Source organism: Moorena sp. SIO2C4 (genome assembly GCF_010672485.1).
Classification (GTDB): Bacteria; Cyanobacteriota; Cyanobacteriia; order Cyanobacteriales; family Coleofasciculaceae; genus Moorena; species Moorena producens.
Genome location: NZ_JAAHGN010000935.1, coordinates 1 through 3043, shown reverse-complemented (window position 1 = coordinate 3043; position 3043 = coordinate 1). Strand labels below are relative to the sequence as shown.

Sequence of the window (3043 nt, the reverse complement as noted above, 5' to 3'; positions counted from 1 at the left end):
GGGACGACACCGCTGGGGGTAACCCTAGTAGGAGCAACGGTGTTAGCAGCTATAGCGGGTACCGCACCCATCTGCCCATAATGAACCGGCATTCCCTGTTGAACGGGCGTGGCGTGCTGAACCGGTGCAGTCTGAGCAGCGGGAACGACTCCCATCTGCTGATAATGAACCGGCATTCCCTGTTGAACGGGCATGGCTTGCTGAACCGGTTGATTATAGCCAGCGGGAACCACTCCCATCTGCTGATAATGAACTGGCATTCCCTGTTGAACGGGCATGGCTTGCTGAACCGGTTGATTATAGCCAGCGGGAACCACTCCCATCTGCTGATAATGAACCGGCATTCCCTGTTGAACGGGCATGGCTTGCTGAACCGGTTGATTATAGCCAGCGGGAACCACTCCCATCTGCTGATAATGAACCGGCATTCCCTGTTGAACTGGCATGGCTTGCTGAATGGGTGCAGTCTGAGCAGCGGGAACGACTCCCATCTGCCCATGATGAACTGGATGAACGGGCATGGCTTGCTGAACTGGTTGATGATGGCCAGCGGGAACGACTCCCATCTGCTGATAATCAACGGGCATTCCCTGTTGAACGGGCATGGCTTGCTGAACTGGTGGAGTCTGAGCAGCGGGAACGACTCCCATCTGCTGATAATCAACGGGCATTCCCTGTTGAACGGGCATGGCTTGCTGAACTGGTTGATGATGGCCAGCGGGAACGACTCCCATCTGCTGATAATCAACGGGCATTCCCTGTTGAACTGGCATAGCTTGCTGAACTGGTTGATGATGGGCAGCAGGAACGACTCCCATCTGCTGATAATCAACGGGCATTCCCTGTTGAACTGCCATGGCGTGCTGAACCGGTTGATTATAGCCAGCGGGAACGACTCCCATCTGCTGATAATGAACCGGCATTCCCTGTTGAACTGGCATGGCTTGCTGAACTGGTTGATGATGGGCAGCGGGAACGACTCCCATTTGTCCAGAACTAGCACTGGGGACAACCGTCGTTTCGTAGACTTGCTGCTGATTAACCGATTCAGCCGAACCCAAATTACTGGCTTCACTGGGTTGCATTCTTTCCACCTCCCAATTCTGATTGGACATTTCTTGTGTTTCCCCTTTAGTAATCAACTCATATGCTCCAGGAATATTGAGACGACCTGCCAGACAACGACGAGCATCTGGAACTGTATCTGGGTGGCAAGGTAAGGCACTTTCAAGCAGTGCCTGACGGATGAAGTGAGGATCGGGTTTTTCTCCTCGTTTGAGCTGGATGCTCATTAACAGTGCTACCAGCCCAGATACAATTGGAGTCGCAAAGCTAGTCCCAAATTTTAGGGTGGTACCTCCACCAAGCATGGCTCCCAAGATGTTTTCACCAGGAGCCAAGATTCCCTGGTTTTGGTAAGCCTGACCCCAATTACTAAAATCGATTGGCAATCCCTGGTCATTCATTGCACCCACAGCTAGTACCGAGGGCAAAGCTGCCGGAACATGAAGACATTCACAGGCATTATTTCCCGCTGCTGCAATGATTAAAACACCATTCTCATGACAGTGACGGACAGCCTTTTCTAAAATGGGGTCTGCTGCACCAGATTCACTGAGTTCGCCTCCACTGATATTTATGACATTAGCTCCTTGTTCAACCGCCTGATTAATGGCTCGAGCTAGGTCTATTTGCAACAGTGAACGATTCTGACGATCAGAGAATACTGGCACAATCAGCCCACGACAACCGGGGGCAATTCCCTGAACTGGACTACCATGCTGCCCAAAAATTACGCTGGCAATGTGAGTACCATGACTAGCCATCTTCCCCACAGGAGCATCTGAAACCAGTGTAGGCAGCTTAGTTAGCTGAGCCCCTTGAAAGCTGGGATGAGATAGATCAACTGATCCGTCAAGAACGGCTACACATACCCGCGAATCGCCAATAGATTCATCCCACAGGGATTGAAGTCCAGGCAATTTTGACGCTGAGTAGTTAAACATCTATTGGTTATCCAGAGAAGTGCTAGGGAGAAGGGAGTCCTTGAACCTCCCGTCTTCAGGGGAGATTTAGTGAAGCTACTAGCGCTGGAATCCCTTAGCCACTGCGGCGCAGCGCCCTATAGCTTTCACCCCGATAGCAATTATATACACTCCTCTCATGAAATAGTGAATATATTAAGAAATGTTGAATACATTCACAAAATTTGACATTCATCAAGAAGAAGTTGATTCCTATTGACAGGAGATTACCTCAACATCGGCTCAGTCTTTCAATATAAATATGAATTTTTATAATAATTTATCTCCAACCTCTTGGGTAATTTCGAGTAACTGTCAAAAAAATAATTAATAAATTAATTAATCTAAATCTTGTAAATATTGACTTAGAGATTTATTATTAAATAATAATCTCAACAGCCAAGGCCAATAGAGATAATTAAGAATTATGGCATCACATAATCAACAATAAGCTGAAGCTAATTAAACGAAGAGCCGATGGATTCATAAATTTTGATAATTTCAGACTGAGAAGTTTTTTAACTTGGCATTTTGATGGTTAGTTTTACACAGTAGGTTCCGTAGAGCCTAAAAATTCTGTTCATCTTCACAGGACTGCCAGGGATTTCGTGGCGAAGCGGATGCCTGCCCTCGCTTACTACCATTTTTCAATCTCAGGTTTGATTAGACTTCGCGGCAGTTGTCGGGAACAGGGAACAGCGGATCACCGGAACAGTGGACAAGAATTGACGCAAAGCGATGCAGAGGTGCGACCCGTGGCGGCGAGCAATCCCTCGCCATCACGGAAAGCGCACCATTACGGTCTTGGGGAGGCAGCGCGGTCTTGGGGAGGCAGCGCGGTCTTGGGGAGGCAGCGCGGTCTTGGGGGTTTCCCCCATGAGCGACTGCCGTGGTTTCCACGGGGCAAACAGCGGTGCGGACGCAGGTTCCGCACACAGCCCCTCCCCATGAGCGACTGCAGTGGTTTCCCCAACTCGCTATTGCATCAAGAACACTATTAGAAAAATACTTTTGCAAGA

Annotated in this window: 2 protein-coding genes and 1 pseudogene; 2 read left to right on the top strand and 1 reads right to left on the bottom strand. The window is 49.0% G+C overall.

Annotation, left to right across the window (positions count from 1 at the left end; genetic code table 11):
• On the bottom strand, window positions 1–2006 hold a 2006-nt coding region (locus F6K20_RS31645), incomplete at its 3' end, for a S8 family serine peptidase (RefSeq protein ID WP_287297392.1).
• 458 nt (window positions 2007–2464) lie between these two features.
• Between F6K20_RS31645 and F6K20_RS31640 the strand changes: the two are divergent.
• A pseudogene (locus F6K20_RS31640) lies at window positions 2465–2566 on the top strand (transposase); the annotation flags it as partial.
• A 117-nt stretch (window positions 2567–2683) separates the two neighbouring features.
• Window positions 2684–3025, top strand: coding sequence for a hypothetical protein (locus F6K20_RS31635; RefSeq protein ID WP_287297391.1), 342 nt, complete (start codon window positions 2684–2686; stop codon window positions 3023–3025).
• The last annotated feature ends 18 nt before the right edge of the window (window positions 3026–3043 follow it).